At 72.3% G+C, this 18128-nt stretch carries 19 protein-coding genes; 13 read left to right on the top strand and 6 right to left on the bottom strand.

The features are described from left to right. Nucleotides 1–177: 177 nt before the first annotated feature. Together DFP74_RS31260 and DFP74_RS31255 are read left to right on the top strand one after the other, a co-directional pair. Nucleotides 178–834 (top strand): response regulator transcription factor, encoded by a 657-nt coding sequence (locus DFP74_RS31260; RefSeq protein ID WP_121187382.1) that lies wholly within the window; start codon nucleotides 178–180, stop codon nucleotides 832–834. Beyond that, entirely contained in the window at nucleotides 834–2063 is a 1230-nt protein-coding gene (locus tag DFP74_RS31255) for a HAMP domain-containing sensor histidine kinase (protein WP_121187380.1), read from the top strand. The genes DFP74_RS31260 and DFP74_RS31255 overlap by 1 nt, the downstream gene beginning before the upstream one ends. Nucleotides 2064–2133: 70 nt before the next feature. On the opposite strand, the gene DFP74_RS31250 is transcribed toward DFP74_RS31255, so the two are convergent. After that, on the bottom strand, nucleotides 2134–2991 hold the full coding sequence (locus tag DFP74_RS31250; RefSeq protein WP_121187378.1) for a hypothetical protein: 858 nt from the start codon (nucleotides 2989–2991) through the stop codon (nucleotides 2134–2136). Nucleotides 2992–3209: 218 nt separating this feature from the next. On the opposite strand from DFP74_RS31250, the gene DFP74_RS31245 reads away from it, so the two are divergent. The 3 genes from DFP74_RS31245 (at nucleotide 3210) to DFP74_RS31235 (ending at nucleotide 6979) form a co-directional block, all read left to right on the top strand. After that, nucleotides 3210–4172, top strand: coding sequence for a tetratricopeptide repeat protein (locus DFP74_RS31245; RefSeq protein WP_121187375.1), 963 nt, complete (start codon nucleotides 3210–3212; stop codon nucleotides 4170–4172). Between the two features lie 268 nt (nucleotides 4173–4440). Then, nucleotides 4441–5169, top strand: a complete 729-nt coding sequence (locus DFP74_RS31240) for an AAA family ATPase (protein ID WP_121187373.1) — start codon at nucleotides 4441–4443, stop codon at nucleotides 5167–5169. A 412-nt stretch (nucleotides 5170–5581) separates the two neighbouring features. Next, nucleotides 5582–6979 (top strand): NAD-dependent malic enzyme, encoded by a 1398-nt coding sequence (locus DFP74_RS31235; RefSeq protein ID WP_121187371.1) that lies wholly within the window; start codon nucleotides 5582–5584, stop codon nucleotides 6977–6979. A gap of 73 nt (nucleotides 6980–7052) precedes the next feature. Here the strand turns inward: DFP74_RS31235 and DFP74_RS31230 are convergent, their stop codons facing one another. From DFP74_RS31230 to DFP74_RS31220, 3 genes are read right to left on the bottom strand one after another with little or no spacing between them, the layout of a single operon-like run. Further along, the gene (locus DFP74_RS31230; protein ID WP_121187368.1) at nucleotides 7053–8132 is read right to left on the bottom strand and encodes an ATP-binding protein; all 1080 of its coding nucleotides are present in this window, start codon (nucleotides 8130–8132) and stop codon (nucleotides 7053–7055) included. Continuing rightward, nucleotides 8129–8800, bottom strand: a complete 672-nt coding sequence (locus DFP74_RS31225; protein ID WP_121187366.1) for a response regulator transcription factor — start codon at nucleotides 8798–8800, stop codon at nucleotides 8129–8131. The genes DFP74_RS31230 and DFP74_RS31225 overlap by 4 nt, the downstream gene beginning before the upstream one ends. A gap of 24 nt (nucleotides 8801–8824) precedes the next feature. Beyond that, nucleotides 8825–10309 carry a serine hydrolase gene (locus DFP74_RS31220; RefSeq protein WP_121187363.1) on the bottom strand — a complete coding sequence of 495 codons (1485 nt, stop codon included), beginning with the start codon at nucleotides 10307–10309 and terminating at the stop codon, nucleotides 8825–8827. Between the two features lie 98 nt (nucleotides 10310–10407). On the opposite strand from DFP74_RS31220, the gene DFP74_RS31215 reads away from it, so the two are divergent. The 6 genes from DFP74_RS31215 (at nucleotide 10408) to DFP74_RS31185 (ending at nucleotide 15749) form a co-directional block, all read left to right on the top strand. Then, the gene (locus DFP74_RS31215; RefSeq protein WP_121187361.1) at nucleotides 10408–10989 is read left to right on the top strand and encodes a YqgE/AlgH family protein; all 582 of its coding nucleotides are present in this window, start codon (nucleotides 10408–10410) and stop codon (nucleotides 10987–10989) included. 67 nt (nucleotides 10990–11056) lie between these two features. Continuing rightward, nucleotides 11057–11299, top strand: a complete 243-nt coding sequence (locus tag DFP74_RS31210) for a DUF3039 domain-containing protein (RefSeq protein WP_053618320.1) — start codon at nucleotides 11057–11059, stop codon at nucleotides 11297–11299. 411 nt (nucleotides 11300–11710) lie between these two features. Beyond that, nucleotides 11711–12505: a class E sortase gene (locus DFP74_RS31200; protein WP_121187359.1), complete on the top strand. Its 795-nt coding sequence runs from the start codon at nucleotides 11711–11713 to the stop codon at nucleotides 12503–12505. A gap of 13 nt (nucleotides 12506–12518) precedes the next feature. After that, nucleotides 12519–12782: a hypothetical protein gene (locus DFP74_RS31195; RefSeq protein ID WP_121187356.1), complete on the top strand. Its 264-nt coding sequence runs from the start codon at nucleotides 12519–12521 to the stop codon at nucleotides 12780–12782. 142 nt (nucleotides 12783–12924) lie between these two features. Continuing rightward, nucleotides 12925–14646: a DEAD/DEAH box helicase gene (locus tag DFP74_RS31190; RefSeq protein WP_121187354.1), complete on the top strand. Its 1722-nt coding sequence runs from the start codon at nucleotides 12925–12927 to the stop codon at nucleotides 14644–14646. A 125-nt stretch (nucleotides 14647–14771) separates the two neighbouring features. Beyond that, nucleotides 14772–15749 (top strand): zinc metalloprotease, encoded by a 978-nt coding sequence (locus DFP74_RS31185; protein WP_121188634.1) that lies wholly within the window; start codon nucleotides 14772–14774, stop codon nucleotides 15747–15749. Here the strand turns inward: DFP74_RS31185 and DFP74_RS31180 are convergent. Both DFP74_RS31180 and DFP74_RS31175 read right to left on the bottom strand, forming a co-directional pair. After that, nucleotides 15721–16053, bottom strand: a complete 333-nt coding sequence (locus DFP74_RS31180) for a type II toxin-antitoxin system PemK/MazF family toxin (RefSeq protein WP_121187352.1) — start codon at nucleotides 16051–16053, stop codon at nucleotides 15721–15723. The two genes, DFP74_RS31185 and DFP74_RS31180, sit on opposite strands and share 29 nt — an antisense overlap. Continuing rightward, nucleotides 16050–16316, bottom strand: coding sequence for a hypothetical protein (locus DFP74_RS31175; RefSeq protein ID WP_121187350.1), 267 nt, complete (start codon nucleotides 16314–16316; stop codon nucleotides 16050–16052). Before DFP74_RS31175 ends, DFP74_RS31180 begins: the two co-directional genes overlap by 4 nt. A gap of 79 nt (nucleotides 16317–16395) precedes the next feature. On the opposite strand from DFP74_RS31175, the gene DFP74_RS31170 reads away from it, so the two are divergent. Together DFP74_RS31170 and DFP74_RS31165 are read left to right on the top strand one after the other, a co-directional pair. After that, the gene (locus tag DFP74_RS31170) at nucleotides 16396–17043 is read left to right on the top strand and encodes a TetR/AcrR family transcriptional regulator (RefSeq protein WP_121187348.1); all 648 of its coding nucleotides are present in this window, start codon (nucleotides 16396–16398) and stop codon (nucleotides 17041–17043) included. Nucleotides 17044–17047: 4 nt separating this feature from the next. Continuing rightward, nucleotides 17048–18055, top strand: coding sequence for a tryptophan--tRNA ligase (locus tag DFP74_RS31165; protein ID WP_121187346.1), 1008 nt, complete (start codon nucleotides 17048–17050; stop codon nucleotides 18053–18055). The last annotated feature ends 73 nt before the right edge of the window (nucleotides 18056–18128 follow it).

Genomic DNA, 18128 nt, shown 5'->3' with positions numbered 1-18128 from the left:
GCCTCCTGTTCGGGGTGCCGGGCCCGCCGGCACCGCTCGTGTGGTCGCCGCCCATGTCAGCGACCCCCCGGTTAGCCGTCGGTTAGGGCCGGGCCGGGCGCACCGGGGCTAACCTCGGCCTAACCGCGAGGGCGATAGTGCTGGTCGGACGTGCCGCGCGGGTGAAGGGGGAGGGGCATGCGGATCCTGGTGGTGGAGGACGAACCGGACCTGGCGCAGACGGTCGCCGAGGGGCTGCGCGGGGAGGGCATGGCCGTGGACGTGTGCCACGACGGCGACAGCGGGCTGGAGGCGGCCACCGTGCACGACTACGACGTGGTCGTCCTGGACCGCGACCTGCCCGTGCTGCACGGGGACCAGGTGTGCCTGCGGCTGGCCGAGAACCCGGACGTGGAGGCCCGTGTGCTGATGCTCACGGCCGCGGGCGGTCTGGAGGACCGGGTGGAGGGCCTCGACCTGGGAGCCGACGACTACCTCGCCAAGCCCTTCGCCTACCTGGAGCTGGTCGCCCGGGTCCGTGCCCTGGGCCGCCGGGCGCGCCCGGCGGCGCCGCCCCGGCTCAGCCGCGCGGGGGTGACCCTCGACACCACTCGGCGGACCGCCGTGCGCGAGGGCCGGCCCCTCTCGCTCTCGCCGAAGGAGCTGGGCGTGCTGGAGGAGCTGCTGCGTGCCGACGGCGCGCCGGTGAGCGCCACCCGGCTGATCGAGAAGGTGTGGGACGCGCACCTGGACCCGTTCAGCGGGGTGCTCAAGGTGGTGGTGCACGGTCTGCGCCGCAAGCTCGGCGACCCGCCGGTGATCGAGACCGTCCCCGGCCACGGATACCGGATCTGATGGGCGCCGCGCGCGAGGCGACGCGTCCGGACCGGGGTCGCGGCCCGACGCTCCGCACCAGGCTGACCCTCGTCTACACGGGGGTGTTCGCGCTCGGCGGGGTGCTGCTCCTGGGTGCGAACTACCTGGTGGCCGCCACGAGCCTGCGGGACCGCGGCCTCAGGCTGGCCACGACCATCGACGCGGTCGCGCGCGAGGGCGAAGAGGTCTACCCGACCGAGCCGGCGCAGCCGGCCGAGCGGCTGGAGACCTGGTCGCAGACGCAGGAGCTGTCGGGGTCGGCCGAGCCGGCCGCGCTCCTGGTGGGGGGCTACCAGGACGGGGTGCTCTCGGACATGCTCGTCAACTCGGTCCTCGCCCTGGTGGCGATCACCCTGTTGGCCGCCGCCGCCGGGTGGCTCATCGCGGGACGGCCGATGCGGCGCCTGCACTGGGTGACCGAGACCGCGCGCACGCTGTCCGAGCACGACCTGCACAGCAGGTTGGGGCTGACCGGACCGGACGACGAGTTCCGGGAGCTGGGCGACACCTTCGACGCGATGCTGTCCCGCCTGGAACGGGCCTTCGACAGTCAGCGCCGCTTCGTCGCCAACGCCTCGCACGAACTGCGCACGCCGCTGGCGGTCCAGCGCGCCGCGTTGGAGGTGCCCCTCGCCCAGGACCGGGTGCCCGACGACCTGCGTCCGGCCTTCCGGCGGGCGCTGGACTCGGTGGGGCGCAGTGAGTCCCTGATCAGTGGCCTGTTGCTGTTGGCCCGCTCGGACCGCGGGCTCGCCGCCACGGAGGAGGTCGACCTCGCCGCGATCGTGCGGGAGGCGGTGGACCGCCACGGGGACGAGGCCCGGCGGGAGGACGTGGAGCTGCGGGTCGACGCGGCGCCCGCGCGGGTGCGGGGCGACGCTGTGCTGCTGGAGCACCTGGTGCGCAACCTGGTGGAGAACGCGGTCCGCTACAACCGTCCCGGCGGGTGGGTCGAGGTCCGGCTGCGGGCGGCCCACGGGCGCACCGTGGTGAAGGTGACCAACACCGGCGCCGAGGTCGCCGATCCGGACGCCCTCTTCGAGCCGTTCCACCGGGGCGACGAGGCACGGCTGCACGGTGCGCGCTCCGGAAGCGGCCTCGGGCTCTCGATCGTGCGCTCGATCGCGCTCGCGCACGGGGCCGCCGCGGCCGCCCGTGCCAGGCCGGGAGGCGGACTCGTCGTGACCGTCGGCTTCGCCGGCCCCTGACGGAGGGCCCCGCCGGGGCGTGCCCTCGCGGAGCACGCCCCGGGGGCCGCGCGGGCGCCTCGGCGTCAGCTCACCCGACCGTGGTGCTGTAGGCCGACGTGGTCAGCTCTCCCGTCCCCTGGAAGACCTCGACCCCGGCCTGCACACTGCTCAGGTACTGCTCCTCGCGCAGGTCGCCGCGCTCGACGAGCGTGCCCGTGAAGTCCGCCAGGTCCGCCTCGAAGGAGGTCGTCCCCTCGGTGTGCACGAACGAGTGCACCCACCACATGTGGTTCCCGGACTCGTCCAGGATCTCGCCGCGGTGCAGGTGCCAGTCCTGGCCCGCGACCCGCACGGTGTCCACCCGTTCCCCGATCGGACCGGCCCCGCCGTGGGACGAGAGCCAGATCATCACCTCGTCGGCGGGGTCGTCCTCCCAGTCGGGCTCGGCGACGTCGTGCAGCCACAGGTCGTAGTTGACGGCGGCGGTTCCGTCCGTGTCGACCTCGTAGTCCCACCTGCTCGGGACCGGGGTGTCCTGCGAGAGCGCGACGGGCAGGCCGGTGTCCTGCGCCTTCCATCCCCAGTGCCAGCCGAGCACCGCGCTGGCGTAGGACTTGACCTGGTACGGCTCGCCCGTCCAGTCCCAGTCGGTGCGCCAGCCGACGGTCTCGCCGTCCTGGGACAGCTCCTCGACGCACTGGGTACCGGAACCGGCGTCCCGGCCCCACAGGTTGTTGTTGATCCAGTAGCGGCCCAGGGGGATCTCCGCGAAGGCCTCGCACCGGGGCTCCGCTGCTTCCACTGCCTCCGCGGCGGAGCCCGCGGCGGTGGTCTGCGCCGGGGTGGGTCCCGCGCAGCCGCCGAGCCCGGCGGTGAGCGCCAGGGCGGCCGTCGCGATCCCGGCTCGTAGGGGAAGGGGGTGTCGAAGGTGTCGGTTCGTGTGCATGGGGGTCCTGTTCGTCTCGGTGATGGTGAGATCAGAGCGGGTCACTCGCGATCCCGAGAGGGAAGCGCTTTCCGGGCGGATGGGGCCCCGTCGCGCCTCCCGAGGGCGCCCACCGTAGGGCGGCGCGGGCCCCTCCGACAACACCCCTTCGGCGTCGGATCGCGCGCGGGCACCCGGGAGCGTCACCCACCCCGCCGCGCATGCGGCAGGATGGAACCATGCAGCCTTCGGACTTTTCACCGAACAGTGCCGTTGACCTCGGCGCGCGCAAGGCGGCCATGGAACGTGAGGCCAAACAGCGCGCGGCGGAGTCGGCGGGTCGAACCAATCCCTACGCCGTCATCGTCGACGAGTCCAACTTCCAGGCCGAGGTGCTGGAACGGTCCATGTCCGTTCCGGTCGTGCTGGCCGTCCTGGCGAGCTGGTCCGAGCAGTCCAAGCAGGTCGAGAACGCGCTGGACGCCCTCTCGGTGCGTTCGGGCGGCAACTGGTTCCTGGCCAAGCTCGACAGCGAGGCCAGCCCCCAGCTCATGCAGGCCCTGCGCGTGCCCTCCACGCCGATGATCATCGTCGCCGTCCAGGGCCAGATCATGCCGGGCCCGGCCGGTCCCGCCACCGAGGACCAGCTGCGCGACTGGCTGGGCCAGGTCTTCGGCGCCCTCGCCGAGCAGGGCATGCTGCCCCCCGGCCACCCCGGCACCGTCGAGGGCGAGCCGGGCGCCGAGGAGCCGCAGGGGGAGCAGGGCGCCCAGCCCGGCGACCCCTCGGTCCGCCCGGTGGACGCCGAGGCCCAGGAGGCTCTGGAGCGCGGTGACTTCGAGGCCGCCGCGACCGCGTACGAGAACGCGGTCAAGGCCGACCCCGGCGACACCGAGTCCAAGCTGAAGCTCGCCCAGGTGCGCCTCATCGGGCGGCTCCAGGACGTGGACCCCGAGAGCGCCCTCCAGGTCGCGGCCGAGAACCCCGACGATGTCGCCGCTCAGCGCCGGGCCGCCGACATCGACATGTACGGCGGCAAGTTCGAGGACGCCTTCGACCGGCTCATCGACACGGTCAGGCGGACCGCGGACGAGGACCGCGACCAGGCGCGCACGCACCTGCTCGGGCTCTTCGAGCTCCTGCCCCCGGGCGACCCCAGGGTCGGTGCGGCACGGCGCAAGCTGACCTCCGCGCTGTTCTGATCCGCTCCGACCCGAGCGAGAACGCGGACCCGTGACGGCGCCGGGGGCCGGCTCCGGCGCCGACACGGGCGCGCGGCCGGCCCCCGGCGGCGTTGCGGAGAAAAATGCGAGCCCGGATTTTCTTCGTTTTCATCCCTTCATAGGACAAACCGGTAAATCGTCCGATTCTTTTGCGCGGACGAGCACGCGTGAGATCCGGCCCCGGCCGGGTAGAAGTCGGTCAACAGCGGGTTCACCACGGCCCGCGCGGCGACACGGCAGGTGCTCCATGGCCAACGACGCTCCCCTCGAACGCGCGGACACGCCCGTCGTCACGATCTCGGCGACCTTCGGCGCCGGCGGCAGTGTCATCGGGCCCGCCGTCGCCGCCCGTCTGCGCGTCCCCTTCCTCGACCGCGCGATCCCCAGCGCCGTCGCCGGGCGCATCGGCTGCTCCCTGGACGAGGTGCTCCAACGCGACGACCGCGCCCCCGGCGGTATCGAGCGCCTGCTCTCCAGCGCCGCGCGGCTGCCCACCGTGACGCTCGGCAGCGTCGACACCGCCTTCATCGGCACCACCAACGACGAGGGCCGGCTCCTCTACGACCACGAGTTCGTCGAGCGGACCGAAGAGGTCATCGGAGAGTTCGCGCACCGGGGCGGCGTGGTCCTGGGCCGGGCGGGGGCGATCGTGCTGTCCGACCACCCCACCGCCCTGCACGTCCGGCTGGACGGGGACCGCCACGCGCGGCTGCGGCGGGCCCGGCGCCTGTGGTCCACGGGCGACCGCGAGGAGGTCGGCGGCCAGGGCTGGGGCGAGGGCGAACCCACGCTCCGCACGCTGGAGGACAACGACCGGGCCCGCCACGCCTACGTGCGGCGCTTCTACCGGACCGATCCCGCCTCGCCGCAGCACTACCACCTCGTGCTCGACGGGACCTCGCTGACGGCCCAGGCGTGTGTGGACGTCATCGTCCGGGCCGCGCAGGACAGGGCGACCGACGGCGCGGAGCCGTGAACGGCACGCCCCGCCACCGCTCGGACACCCATGAAGCGTCGTAATTTATGCGATTTTTTACTAAAGCGGTAATTGTCACCTTGTGCTGACGATGAGGCCTTGACTCAGGTAGGGTGAGGCGACCCGGTTACGGGTCCAGACCAGCCCTCCATCTTGAGGCCCGAACGTCGGTGACGGTTGCGCCGCCACCGGTCGTCCCGGGTCCGCTGGACGTTCCACCCCGAGCTCGCGCCGAGGCGGGCGCCGCCCGGCGCCACCCGCCGAAGCCACCGCTGCGGGCGGGCCGCCCGGAGAGCGCGAGCGCGCTCCGGCCCGAGTGGAAGCGTTCCCCGGCGTCACAGCGCACGCACGCGGGAAGGGTTGCCGGCGTGCCCGCGCAGGCACCACCCCGAGTATGACCAAGGAGCATTACGTGGCCACCCTTCCCAGCGTTTCGTACTCCATCACCGTCCGTCTCGAACTGGACGCCGGAGGCAGCGCTGTCGGCAGCCTCACCAGCGCGGTCGAGCAGGTGGGCGGAATGATCACCGCGCTGGACGTCGCGGCCGCCGGACACGAGCGGATCCGTATCGACGTCACGTGCGCGGCACGCGACACCGAGCACGCCCAGGCCATCGTCGACGCCCTCGGCGCCATCGAGGGTGTCGTCGTCCACAAGGTCAGCGACCGCACCTTCCTGATGCACCTCGGCGGCAAGATCGAGATGTCGTCCAAGGTGCCGCTGCGCAACCGCGACGAGCTCTCGATGGCCTACACCCCCGGTGTGGCGCGCGTCTCGCAGGCCATCGCCGCCAACAAGGACGACGCCCGCCGACTCACCATCAAACGCAACAGCGTCGCCGTGGTCACCGACGGCTCCGCCGTCCTGGGCCTGGGCAACATCGGCCCCGAGGCCGCCATGCCCGTGATGGAGGGCAAGGCCGCCCTCTTCAAGCGCTTCGCCGACATCGACGCCTGGCCCATCGCCCTGGACACCCAGGACGTCGACGAGATCGTCCGCACCGTCCAGGTGATCGCCCCGGGCTTCGGCGGCATCAACCTGGAGGACATCTCCGCGCCCCGCTGCTTCGAGGTCGAGGCCCGCCTGCGCGAGCTGCTCGACATCCCCGTCTTCCACGACGACCAGCACGGCACCGCGATCGTCGTGCTCGCCGCCCTGCGCAACGCCCTGCGCGTGGTCGGCAAGAAGCTCGGCGAGGTCCGCATCGCCATGTCCGGCGCCGGCGCGGCCGGGACCGCCATCCTCAAGCTGCTCATGCACGCCGGTGCCCGCGACATCATCGTCAGCGACGTGCACGGCGCCGTGCACCAGGGCCGCGAGGACCTCGACGCCAACCTGCGCTGGATCGCCGAGCACACCAACCCCACGGGCTACACCGGGGACCTGCGGGGCTCCGTGGCCGGAGCCGACGTCTTCATCGGCGTCTCCGCGCCCAACGTGCTCGACGGGGACGACATCGCCGAGATGAACGAGGACTCGATCATCTTCGCGCTGGCCAACCCCGACCCCGAGGTCGACCCCGAGGTCGCGCACCTGCACGCCTCCGTGGTCGCCACCGGCCGCAGCGACTACCCGAACCAGATCAACAACGTCCTGGTCTTCCCGGGCTTCTTCCGCGGCCTGCTGGACGCCCAGAGCCACGACGTCACCTCGGACATGATGGTCGCCGCCGCCGAGGCCCTCGCCGACGTGGTGACCGAGGACGAGCTGGGACCGAACTACATCGTCCCCAGCGTCTTCCACTCCGACCTGTCGCACCACGTGGCCACGGCGGTACGCGAGGTCGCCTCGCGCGCCTCGAACGACTAGGCGGCACCCCGCTCTCCGGGGGCGCGGGCACCCGTCGGTGCGTCCGTCCCGGCCATGCGTGGGGCCGGGACGGTCAGTGCTGCAGGACCAGCCGGAACACGCACCCGTCACCGGTCGGACCGGGTGAGGTCAGGCCGAGGCCGCCGCCGTGGGCCGCGGCCGTCTGGCGGGCGATCGCCAGGCCGAGTCCGCTGCCCCCGTCGTCGCCGCGCCCGGGCCCGCGCCGGAACCGCTGGAAGACCCGCTCCTGCTCGTGCTCGGGGATCCCGGGGCCGTGGTCGGTCACGCTCACGGCCGCCTCGGAGGCCGAGCACTCCACCTCCACCAGCACCGTCGAGCCGTCCGCTCCGTACCTGAGCGCGTTGTCCACGAGGTTGGCCACGGCCCGGCGCACCGAGACCCCGTCCACCGGGCAGACCGCCTCCGCGGGACCCGTCACGCGCAGCTCCGTGCCCCGGGCCGCGGCCAGGGGAGCGGTCTCGTCCCGGACCGAGCGCACGAGAGCCATCAGGTCGACGGGCGCCCGGTCCAGCGTGCGCGCGCGTCCGCGGGCCTCCAACAGCAGTTCGTCGATGGTCGAGCGCATCCGCTCCGCGGCCCGGCCCGACCGCTCCAGGCCGCGCCGGTACACCTCCAGGTCCGGATCGGGACGGGCGAGGAGGACCTCGGCGTTGGCGGCCAGTACCGACAGCGGTGTGCGGAGCTCGTGGCTGGTCTCCTCGATCAGGCGCCGCTGCGTCTCGGCGGACGCCTCCAGCCGGCCGAGCATGGCGTCGAAGCTCGCGGCCAGCGCGACGATCTCGGTGGGACCCTCGCGCAGACCGATCCGGCGGCCCAGGCCGCCCGCCTCGATCTCCTCCGCCACCGCCCGCACCCGTTCGATGGGGCGCACGGCACGGCCGGCCCACCACCACGCCGCGAGGGCCGCCCCCGGACCCAGGGCGACGACGGTCCCCGTCACCCACGGCGACCGCTCGCTGATCCGCTCCTGTGTGAGGACCCCGTTCTCCACGTGCACGTCGACCTCGGTCTCCGTCGCCAGGACGACGCCGAACAGCAGCAGGACGGGCACGTACCCGGCCAGGAATCCGAGCACGGTCAGCCGCGTGCGCAGCGACCGCCACCCCGGGAAGCGCCGCCGACGGCCGCTCACGGCGCCGCCTCCAACCGGTAGCCGACCCCCGTGAGCGTTGTGATGACCGGCGGATCCCCGAGCTTCCTGCGCAGCCGGCTGAGGATGACGCGGACCGACGCGGTGAACGGGTCGGCGTTGGCGTCCCACACGTGTTCGAGCAGGTCCTCGGCGGAGAGCACCTCGCCCGGCCGGTACATGAAGTAGCGCAGCAGCGCGTACTCGCGGGCGGTGAGCGCCAGATCGGCTCCGGCCCGCCGCGCGGTGTGCGCGGCCGGGTCGAGTTCCACGTCGCCCACGCGCAGGACGGACCCCTGGCCCTCGGACCGCCGCGCCAGGGCACGCAGCCGGGCGAGGAGTTCGGCGAAGTGGAAAGGCTTGACGAGGTAGTCGTCCGCCCCGGCGTCGAGTCCGTCGACCCGGTCGCCGACGGCATCGCGCGCGGTCAGCACGAGTACGCGGCGGGGCCGCCGCAGGCCCGCGTCCCGCGTGAGCCGGTCCACGAGCCCGAGGCCGTCGCCGTCGGGCAGCCCGAGGTCCAGGCAGGCGACGTCGTAGTCGGTGGTCCGCAGCAGTTCCTCGGCCTCGGCGAGGGTGCCGACGGCGTCGACCGCGTAGCACGCGTCGCGCAGGCCCAGCGCGACGACCTCCGCGAGGTCGGCGTCGTCCTCCAGCAACAGGATGCGCATGGCGACAGTCTCCCAGCGGGCGGGTCAGTCCGCGGTGTCGGCGGAGGGGGCGGCGGGCGGAGCGGGTGACAGGGACGGCGGGGCGTCGACGGACCCCTCGACGGCCGCGACGCCGCCCCGCTCGTCGAGCGCGTACCAGAGGGTGGTCGAGTCGGTGGCGGAGGAGGCCGTGACGTAGGTGCGCAGCTCCGCTTCGGCCACCACCGTCCCCAGGACCTCGACGGACACCAACGGGCCGAGCTCGGACTCCAGGGCCTCGCGCTCCTCGTGCCCCTCACGGGACCCGCCGTCGAGCAGGGTCCGCACTCCTTGCTCGTGCGCGGCGACGTCCGCGTCGTCGAAGTCGCCGAAGTCGTCGGGCGCCGCTCCGGGGCCGGGCGGAGGCGGCGGCCCTCCCGCGAGCAGCGCGGGCCCCGCCTCCCGCATCAGGTCCCCGGCCCGGACACCGCCCGAGTTCGACACCGCGACGACGACCCGTTCGTCCTGCGGGACCCAGACGGCCACCGCCTCGTGCCCGGTGTCGCCGCCGCCCCCGGAGGAGGCCAGGGCCGGCGTTCCGTGGACGCTCGCGTCGAGGGACACCCACCCCGGCGCCTCGGCGGTGCCGTCGCCGTGGTCGAAGCCGGGGGCGGTGATCGTCGCGACCGCCTCGGGCGGGACCACCCCGCCCGTGAACAGCGCGTGCGTCCACGCCGCCAGGTCCGGCGCCGACATGGCCAGGTCGCCGTTGCCGTCCAGCGCCCAGTGCGGACCCGCGAAGCCGCCCCGCTGCTCGGCCGGGCCGGTCTCGAGCAGGCCGACGGCCCGCGGCCCTGGTGCCGCGGGCTCGCCGTCCCAGAAGCCTCCGGCCGTGCCCCCGTCCGGCAGCGGCAGGACCTCGGCGGCCATGTGGTCCCGGTACCCCGCCTCCGTCACCTCCTCGACGAGGAGGGCGAGCAGCGTGTAGCCGCTGTTGGAGTACAGGGAGTCGGTGCCCGGAGGGAAGGCGCGCTCCAACCGCCCGATCGCCGCGACGGCCGCGTCGCGGTCCAGCGGTTCGTGGTCGTCGCCGTGCGACCCGGTGAGGCCGCTCGTGTGCAGGAGCAGCTGTTCGACGGTGGCCCGCGCCGGCGGTCCCTCCAGATCGGTGATGACGTTCCCGGCCCGGTCGTCCAGGGACAACTCCCCGGCGTCGACGAGCCCGAGGACCGCCGCGGCCGTGAACGCCTTGCTCACCGAGCCGATCGCGAACACCGTGTCCACGGTGTTCGCCGTGCCGGCGGCCCCGTCGCCGGCCCCGTCCGCGGACCCGAACGCGGCGAGGCAGTCGGGCTCACCGCCGGTCGAGACCACGACCGACCCGCTGAACCCGGCCCGTGCCCAGGCGCCGAGCCCCTCCAGGAGGTCGTCCCCGCATCGGGTCCCCTCTCCGGGTACGGCCGATCCGGGCTCCCGCTCCGGGATACTGTGTGTCGTCGTACAGGCGGTCAGCAGGGCGACCGCCGCGAGTGCCATCAGAGTTCCCCTCATGGCGCGAACGTACGGAGCTCCGTGCAAACCTCGCGTGAACGAGCCCCTGCCCCGGTGCGGGCCCGCGCCGGGGCGCCGGATCTGGGTAAAGGTGTGGCATGGACCAGCCAACGCTCACGGGGCGGCTCCTGGTGGCCGCCCCCATCCTCCAAGAGGACTCCTTCCGCCGGTCGGTGGTGTTCGTCGTGGACGACACCGACGACGGCGCCCTGGGGGTGATCCTGAACCGGCCCCTGGGTATGCCCGTGAACGAGGTCGTCGCGGAGTGGGGGGCCTACGCCAGCGAACCCGCGGTGATGTTCTCCGGAGGCCCCGTCGGCTCGGGCTCCGGGCTCGCGCTCGGCATCGCCTCGCCCGACGCCGCGCCGCGGGGCTGGGCGCCGCTGGAGGGGCTGGAACCGGACGCGGGACTGGGCCGGGTCGGTATGGTCGACCTCGACGGACCGGCGTTGGAGATGGGCGGCGCCCTCGGGGCGCTTCGCGTGTTCGCGGGCTACGCGGGCTGGAGTGCCGGGCAGTTGTCCGGCGAGATCGACGAGGGTGCCTGGTACGTGCTGCCGGCGCTGGCACAGGACGTGTTCACCACCGAGCCCGACCGCCTGTGGTCACGGGTGCTGCGCCGCCAGGGCGGGGACCTCGCACTCCTGTCGACCTACCCTGATGATCCCACCTTGAACTGAGCGCCAGTCGGATCAGGACGGATTCCCCGATACCGTGGAACACAGACGTGGAAAGGTGTGAGTCACGATGGCGATGGATGTCGTGAACAAGGTTCTGCCGGACAGTGAGACCAAACCGGAGATCTCGCACGGTGACGGAGACCGCGAGCGGTTCGCGCACTACGTGCAGAAGGACAAGATCACCGAGAGCGCCGTGACCGGCGACCCGGTGATCGCCCTGTGCGGCAAGGTGTGGGTGCCCAACCGCGACCCGAAGAAGTTCCCCGTGTGCCCGGAGTGCAAGCAGGCCTACGAGGACATGATGAAGTAGGCGCCCGTCCCCGGACGGGTGAAGGGCCTTGGCGGACCATGCGCGCCGAGGCCCTTCACCGTGTCCGGGGGCGGTCGGACACCGTGACCAGCGCACCCGCCGACGCGCTCGGCCCCGCCATCGGGAAGCGGTCCCTTTTCCGTCGCGCGTACACTCGCGGACAGCGGTGGGGCGGTTATCGTGGTCCTGCATGATTTGGGGCTTGCGGCTGCCTACGCCCCTCGTGTGGCGATACTGTCCCATGGGCGGGTGGCCGCGCGAGGCGCACCGTCCGACGTGTTCACCGCGTCGCTGCTCAGCACCGTGTACCGGCACGATGTCGAGGTCGTCCCCCACCCCCACCGGGGTCCCGCTGATCGTGCCCCTCCGGTAACTGCTGTGAGCATGCTAGGTCGACAGGAGTAGGTCGTATTGGTGTCCGCAACTGATCGGCAGCCGCTGGACGAGGACCGCCCCCGGGGCCGTGGGCGCAACCAGGGCGGAAGGCGGCGCCGCCCCCCTCAGCGCAGACCGCGCGCCACCCCCGGCGACGTCGTCCGGGGCATCGTCAGGACCATCGGTGAGCTCCTGCTGACCGCCGGCCTGCTCATGCTGTTCTACGCCGCCTACGAGGTGTACGGCTCCCAATGGGAGACGGACAGGGAGCAGCAGGACCTCGCCGACGGGCTGGCGGAGAACTGGGCGGCCGCGGACGAGACCGGTCCGGACTCGGCTCCGCTGCCGGGCAGCGCCGACAGCCGGCTGTACGTGCCCGACCTCGACCTGGACTGGGTCGTGGTCAACGGCACCAGCCAGGAGGACATCCAGTTCAGCCCGGGCCACTACACCTGGTTCGACAGCGCCCCGGGTCAGCCGGGCAACTACGGCGTGGCCGCGCACCGCACCCCCGGCCTGTTCTGGGACCTGGACCAGCTGGAGTCGGGCGACGTCATGGTGCTGGAGGACGGGGAGAACTTCTACACCTACGAGGTCTTCCACGAGGAGACGGTGCTGCCCGACGACGTGTGGGTGGTCGACCCCGACCCCTTCGACGACGCCACCGACGAGGAGCCGGAACGGTCCCTGCTCACCCTCACCACGTGCGCGCCGAAGCTGAACAACACCCACCGGCTCATCGTGTGGGCCGAACTGACCGAGACCACGCCCAAGTCCGAGGGGATGCCCGACTCCATCGCGCACATGGCCCCCGACGGCGACGAAGCGTAGGGAAGGAACGCGAATGTACGGTCTGATCTGGCGTGTCCTGCCCGGCCCCTGGGTGTCGAAGTTCATCATGGCGCTGGGGCTGCTCGTGGGCGCCGCCACACTGCTGTGGATGTTCGCCTTCCCGGCGCTCTCCCCCCACATGCCCTTCAACGACGGCGCGGTCGAGGGCGGCGAGCCCGTTCCGGCCGAGGAGGGCGCGCCGCTCGAGGAACCGGCGGAGGGAGAGGCCCCGCCGGAGGACGGACTGGTCGACGACACGACCGACGGCCAGGGCTGAGAACGGGGACGACCAGCGGGGCGAACCGCCGTACCTCCCGTGGAGGAGGCCCCGGGGTGTGCTCGGCACCACCCCGGGGTCACTCTGATCGGTCGGTTCCTCCCGCTACCCTCAAGCAGGTGAGTAACGGGGGACAGGACGGATGACGGTAACGCAGACCACGACGGAGGACCGCCTGCGCGGGCTCCGGGCCTGGCAGCGGGAGGCGTTCGAGGAGTACTTCCGCCGGGATCCACGGGACTTCCTGGCGGTGGCCACGCCCGGGGCGGGCAAGACCACCTTCGCCCTCACCCTGGCCGGGGAGCTCCTCCACCAGCACCGGGTCCGCGCCATCACCATCGTCTGCCCCACCGAGCACCTGAAGAAGCAGTGGGCCGAGGCGGCCGCGCGGTTCGGCATCGCCATCGACCCCGACTTCAAGAACGGCCAGGGCGCGCTCGGCCGCCAGTACATCGGCGTCGCCGTCACCTACGCGCAGGTCGCGGCGCACCCCATGCTGCACCGCAACCGCACCGAGGCGCGCCGGACCCTGGTCATCTTCGACGAGGTCCACCACGCCGGTGACGCGCTCTCGTGGGGCGACGCCGCCCGCGAGGCCTTCGACCCGGCCGCGCGGCGGCTGTCGCTGACCGGTACGCCCTTTCGCTCCGACATCAACCCCATCCCGTTCGTGGACTACGTCCAGGACAGCGCCGGGGTGCGCCGCTGCTCGTGGGACTACAGCTACGGGTACGCCCCCGCCCTGGAGGACGGGGTGGTGCGCCCGGTCATCTTCATGGCCTACTCCGGTGAGATGCGCTGGCGCACGCGGGCGGGCGACGAGCTCGCCGCCCGCCTGGGGGAGCCGCTCACCCAGGACGCCCTGTCCCAGGCCTGGCGCGCGGCGCTGGACCCCAAGGGCGACTGGATCAAGAAGGTCCTGCAGGCCGCCGACCGGCGGCTGACCGAGGTCCGCAAGACCCACCCGGACGCCGGCGGCCTCGTCATCGCCAGCGACCACGAGAACGCCCGAGCCTACTCGCGGATCCTGCGCCAGATCACCGGCAAGGGCGCGACCGTGGTGCTCTCCGACGACCCCACCGCCTCCAAGAAGATCAGCCGGTTCGCCGTGGGCGACGACCGCTGGATGGTCGCGGTGCGCATGGTGTCGGAGGGCGTGGACGTGCCCCGGCTCATGGTGGGCGTGTACGCCACCTCCACCAGCACCGCCCTGTTCTTCGCCCAGGCGATCGGCCGCTTCGTGCGCGTGCGCCAGCGGGGCGAGGTCGCGTCGGTGTTCCTGCCGTCGGTGCCCACGCTGCTGGAGTACGCGGGCGAGATGGAGCGCGAGCGCGACCACGTCCTCGACCGGACCCCGACCGACGACGAGTACCCGGAGGAGGACCTCCTCAAGGAGGCCGACAAGAAGCGCGACACCCCCGACGCGGGGGAGGAACTGCCGTTCGAGACGATGGAGTCGGCGGCGGAGTTCGACCGCGCGCTCTACGACGGCCTGGAGTACGGCGGGTCGCCGGGCTCCTCCGAGGAGGAGGACTTCCTGGGGCTTCCGGGGCTGCTCGACCCCCAGCAGGTCTCCCAGCTGCTGCGCAAGCGCAAGGCCGAGATCCAGGCCAACCAGGCCAAGGTGAAGGCCAAAGCCGAGCCGGAGCAGGACGAGGGGCCCACGCACGAGGTCATCGCCGAGCTGCGCCGGGAGCTCAGCGGCCTGGTGGGCGCCTGGCACCACCGCACGGGCAAGCCGCACGGGGTCATCCACAACGAACTGCGCCGCGCGTGCGGTGGACCGCCCGTGGCACAGGCGTCCCCGCCGCAGATCCGCGAGCGCATCGCCAAGCTCCGCACCTGGGCGGTCGGCCGCAAATAGCGTGATTCCGGCAAATACTTCGCAAGCTCGCGCACGGCCGGTCGGAACTTCGTGATCACGTCGATACTGTCCGTCAGATGATGGGACGACTTCGCGCGAACACCGCGCTCTGGTCCGGACTGGTGATGTGCGGCGCCGCACTGACCGGTCTCGTGGCGAGCACCCTGCCGGACACCTCACCGACGGCCGCCGGGCCCGGGGCCGCCGCGCGCCAGGACGCGGGAGAGCCGTGCCCGCCCGGCATGGAGGCCCGGTTGAGCGACCCCGGCCTGCCGGGACTCCTCCCCGAAGGAGGGGAGCTGACGCCCGACCAGGCGGCGGAGTACGAGGAGGAGCTCCGGGCGGCGCTCGAACCCCTGCGCGCGCAGGACGTGGCCCCGCCGCGGGAGGTCCCCGTGGTGGTGCACGTGATCGAGGGGGAGGACGGCCAGGGCCGGGTCTCCGGCGAGCGGGTGCGCGACCAGATCGACACCCTCAACACCGCCTACGGCGGCCGTTTCGCCACCGGCCCGCAGTCCACCGACACCGGATTCCGCTTCGAGCTCGCCGACATCACCCGCACGGCGAACGACGACTGGTTCTCCCAGTTCAACGACCACGTGACGACCATCCGCTCGCACCTGCACCAGGGCGGTCCCGAGACGCTCAACCTCTACACCGCCGACCTGGGGCCGGGCCTGCTGGGCTTCTCCAGCTTCCCGCAGGACTACGCGGACGATCCCGAGCAGGACGGGGTGGTGGTCGCCCACGACACCCTGCCGGGCGGCGGGCGCGAGCGCTTCGACCTGGGCCACACCGCCACCCACGAGGTCGGCCACTGGCTGGGCCTGTTCCACACCTTTCAGAACGGCTGCGACACCCCGGGGGACTACGTGGCCGACACCCCCTACGAGCGGGAGGCGGCCACCGGCTGCCCGGAGGGGCGCGACACCTGCCGGACCCGCAGGGGCCTGGACCCGGTCGACAACTTCATGAACTACAGCGATGACGCCTGCATGACGACCTTCACGGCGGGACAGGCCCAACGGATGGCCGAGCACTGGACGGCGTTCCGCGGCGGCGACCCGCGCGCGCTCACAAGGACAGGAGCCGCCGCAGAATGACGTCGATCCGCCACATGACGGTGTCCTTGACGCTGCCGAACCGGCGCTCCAACCGGAGCGGGGAGATGGCCCGCAGGTCCTCGCACTTGACGTAGCTGATCTCTTTCAGGCCCGAGGAACCCGGTTCGATCTCGACGTGCGTGGGACTGGGCCGGTGGGTGCGGGTCAGCGGGAGGACCATCACCACGGGGGGACGGGACTCCAACCAGGGCTGTGCGTTGGCGAGGAGAACGGGCCTCCGGAGCGCCTGTTCGTGGCCGATGGGATCGCCGAGGTCCGCCATGTAGATCTCGCCGCGCCTCACCAGGCCTCCTCGTCGCTCAACGCGTCGTCCGCGGGGTCGTCCAGGTCGTCTCGGAGTGCGTGGTCCACCAGGTGGTCCTGGCGGTCCTCGTCGGACATCGAAGCGTGATGGCGGCGTACGTCACCCCAGAACGCCAACTCCTCGGACTCGTCCAGGGCATGCTCGATCGCGACCGCGAGGGTCACGTGTTCGCGCTTGGCGCGTTCGCTGATCCGGTCTCGCAGTCTTCTGGGGACTTTGATGGTGGTATCCGTGGAACTCATACTCCCAGTATGCCAAAGAGGGGGTACTGGCGCGAGATGCTGGTCCGGTCACCGTGCCTAGCGTTGCTAGGATTCGCTCATGTCCACGACCGAGCGCAAGGAGCGCGAGCGGGCCCGCCGCCACGAGCTGATCATCGCCACCGCCAGGGAACTGGCCGAGGAACAGGGCTGGGAGGCGGTGACCACCCGCCGCCTGTCCGAACGCATCGAGTACAGCCAGCCCGTGCTCTACAGCCACTTCTCCGGCAAGGACGCGATCGTCACGGCCGTCGCCCTCCAGGGGTTCGGCGAACTCGCCGAGGCCCTGGAAGCGGCCACCGCGCCGGCCGCCGACCCCAGGAGCGCCCTGGAAGCGGCGGTGCGCGCCTACACGGCCTTCGCCGAGGAGCACCCCGCGCTGTACGAGGCCATGTTCTCCCGCTCCGTCGACCTGCCCTTCGGGCAACCGGACACCCCCGCCCCCCTGCGGGCCGGCTTCGAGGCGATCCTGCGCGTCCTCACCCCCTTCGCCGGCGGCCGCGACCCCGCACTCCTGGCCGAGGTCGGGTGGTCCAGCATCCACGGGCTCGTCACCCTGGCCAGGGACGGCCGACTGCCCCCGGCCGCCCGTGAGCAGCGGCTGGCCCTGCTCGCCGACCAGCTGGCGGCGGCGCCCGCCGACCGGGCGCGCGGACGGGGCCGGGAACACCGCCAGGGCGAGGATCCGGCGGACACGCCGCTAGGCTAGGGGTATGGCAGCGAACATCTACCTGACCGGGATCAAGCCCACCGGTGACTTCCACCTGGGCAACTACATCGGCGCGATCAAGCCCGCCCTGGCGGCCGCGCACGAGTACGACACGTACTACTTCATCGCGGACTACCACGCGCTCAACACCATCAAGGACGCCGACGAGCTCCGCCACAGCATCCGGTCAGGCGCTGCCACCTGGCTCGCGTGCGGGCTCGATCCGGAACAGACCGTCATCTACCGGCAGTCCAGCGTCCCGGAGACCTTCGAGCTCACCACCATCCTGAGCGCCCTGACCCCCAAGGGCCTCATGAACCGCGCGCACGCCTACAAGGCGGCCCGCGACCGCAACACCGAGGCCGGGATCACCGACCTCGACGCGGGGATCAACATGGGGCTGTACAACTACCCCATCCTCATGGCCGCCGACATCCTCGTCATGGAGGCGACCCGCGTGCCGGTCGGCCGCGACCAGTCCCAGCACATCGAGTACACCGCCGACATCGCCGGGTACTTCAACCACCGCTTCGGCGCCTCCTACACCTTCCCGATGCCCAAGGGCGTCATCGACGACAGCGACGCCAGCATCCTGCCCGGCGTGGACGGCCGCAAGATGAGCAAGTCCTACGACAACCACATCCCGCTGTTCCTGCCGGAGAACAAGCTCAAGAAGGCCATCCGCCGCATCCCCACGGACTCCACCCCGGTGGAGGAGCCCAAGAACCCCGACTCCTCGGTGCCCTTCCAGCTCCTCACCCACTTCGCCGACGAGGACAAGGCCGCCGACGTGCGCAAGCGCCTGGAGGCCGGCGGCATGGGCTGGGGCGACCTCAAGAACGAGCTCTTCGAGGCGGTCGACGCCGAGCTCGCGCCCAAGCGCGCCCGCTACGAGGAACTGATGGCCGACCCCGCCCGGATCGACGCGATCCTGGACTCCGGCTCGGCCCGGGCCCGCGAGCGCGCCCGCACCGTCATCGACCGCGTGCGCGCGGCCGTCGGCGTCGCCTGAGGCACCCGCACGACCACGCGGACGCACCCGTCGATCCGCACCGGCCACGGCGAAAACCGCTGGTCACCGGTGC

The organism is Nocardiopsis sp. Huas11 (assembly GCF_003634495.1).
Lineage (GTDB): Bacteria > Actinomycetota > Actinomycetes > Streptosporangiales > Streptosporangiaceae > Nocardiopsis.
This window is presented reverse-complemented; position numbering and strand designations above follow the sequence as displayed.

Bases quoted from the DNA above. Each gene is read 5' to 3' on its own strand.
- DFP74_RS31170 (WP_121187348.1), top strand. From the start codon at position 16,396: ATGTCCACGACCGAGCGCAAGGAGCGCGAGCGGGCCCGCCGCCACGAG.
- DFP74_RS31190 (WP_121187354.1), top strand. From the start codon at position 12,925: ATGACGGTAACGCAGACCACGACGGAGGACCGCCTGCGCGGGCTCCGG.
- DFP74_RS31175 (WP_121187350.1), bottom strand. From the start codon at position 16,316: ATGAGTTCCACGGATACCACCATCAAAGTCCCCAGAAGACTGCGAGAC.
- DFP74_RS31210 (WP_053618320.1), top strand. From the start codon at position 11,057: ATGGCGATGGATGTCGTGAACAAGGTTCTGCCGGACAGTGAGACCAAA.
- DFP74_RS31240 (WP_121187373.1), top strand. From the start codon at position 4,441: ATGGCCAACGACGCTCCCCTCGAACGCGCGGACACGCCCGTCGTCACG.
- DFP74_RS31245 (WP_121187375.1), top strand. From the start codon at position 3,210: ATGCAGCCTTCGGACTTTTCACCGAACAGTGCCGTTGACCTCGGCGCG.
- DFP74_RS31225 (WP_121187366.1), bottom strand. From the start codon at position 8,800: ATGCGCATCCTGTTGCTGGAGGACGACGCCGACCTCGCGGAGGTCGTC.
- DFP74_RS31260 (WP_121187382.1), top strand. From the start codon at position 178: ATGCGGATCCTGGTGGTGGAGGACGAACCGGACCTGGCGCAGACGGTC.
- DFP74_RS31165 (WP_121187346.1), top strand. From the start codon at position 17,048: ATGGCAGCGAACATCTACCTGACCGGGATCAAGCCCACCGGTGACTTC.
- DFP74_RS31250 (WP_121187378.1), bottom strand. From the start codon at position 2,991: ATGCACACGAACCGACACCTTCGACACCCCCTTCCCCTACGAGCCGGG.
- DFP74_RS31220 (WP_121187363.1), bottom strand. From the start codon at position 10,309: ATGAGGGGAACTCTGATGGCACTCGCGGCGGTCGCCCTGCTGACCGCC.
- DFP74_RS31215 (WP_121187361.1), top strand. From the start codon at position 10,408: ATGGACCAGCCAACGCTCACGGGGCGGCTCCTGGTGGCCGCCCCCATC.
- DFP74_RS31195 (WP_121187356.1), top strand. From the start codon at position 12,519: ATGTACGGTCTGATCTGGCGTGTCCTGCCCGGCCCCTGGGTGTCGAAG.
- DFP74_RS31255 (WP_121187380.1), top strand. From the start codon at position 834: ATGGGCGCCGCGCGCGAGGCGACGCGTCCGGACCGGGGTCGCGGCCCG.
- DFP74_RS31185 (WP_121188634.1), top strand. From the start codon at position 14,772: ATGTGCGGCGCCGCACTGACCGGTCTCGTGGCGAGCACCCTGCCGGAC.